This window comes from Neisseria sp. P0021.S006 (assembly GCF_051956895.1).
The window spans coordinates 1-910 of sequence record NZ_JBQCWZ010000532.1 but is presented as its reverse complement, the minus strand read 5'-3'; the positions used below and the strand labels follow the sequence as shown (position 1 = coordinate 910).

At 48.1% G+C, this 910-nt stretch carries 1 protein-coding gene; it reads left to right on the top strand.

Going from position 1 to position 910, the window contains the following annotated elements:
- Positions 1–814 (top strand): amidophosphoribosyltransferase (locus ACTHUM_RS15500; protein ID WP_440403355.1); only part of this gene is annotated, 814 nt, incomplete at its 5' end.
- Positions 815–910: the final 96 nt, after the last annotated feature.

Here is a 910-nt window from a genome sequence, read left to right as displayed (position 1 = left end):
AATAGACAGTCAATGCAGCGATAAAGCCAAATTAAGCCCTTGCCTTTTTGAATATGTTTATTTTGCCCGCCCGGACTCCGTCATCGATGGCGTTTCCGTTTATCAGTCCCGTATGGATATGGGCGTATCTTTGGCAGAAAAAATCAAACGCGAGCTGCCTGTCGATGATATTGATGTCGTGATGCCTATTCCCGATACCAGCCGGCCCAGCGCGATGGAGCTTGCCGTCCATCTCGAAAAACCTTACCGCGAAGGTCTGATTAAAAACCGCTACATCGGCCGCACCTTTATTATGCCCGGTCAAGCAACACGCAAAAAATCAGTGCGCCAAAAACTCAGCCCGATGGAAACCGAGTTTAACGGCAAAAGCGTTTTGTTGGTGGATGATTCCATCGTGCGCGGTACGACCAGCCGTGAAATCGTTGAAATGGTACGCGCGGCAGGTGCACGCAAAGTCTACATTGCTTCTGCAGCTCCCGAAGTGCGCTATCCAAATGTGTACGGTATCGATATGCCGACCCGTAAAGAACTGATTGCAAACGGCCGCAGCGCAGCAGAAATCGCAGCCGAGATTGGCGCGGATGGCATCGTCTTCCAAAACTTAGAAGACTTGGAAGCAGTAGTCAAAGCACTCAATCCAAAAATCGAATCCTTTGATTCTTCATGTTTCAACGGTGTTTATCAAACCGGCGATATCGATGAAGTGTATCTAAACCGTCTCTCTACCGAAAAATCAGGTTGTGGCGGCTTGAAAGTTCATCCAAGCAAAATGGAACACAGCATCAGTATCAGCGATAGCGATGATGATGGGTAACGCGAATTGGTTTAAAGGAAAAGAGGTTGGGAAGGCGGTTGGTGGGAGCTAGTTATTGTAAGTCAATGGAGTGTATTCATGGTCATGGATATCGCG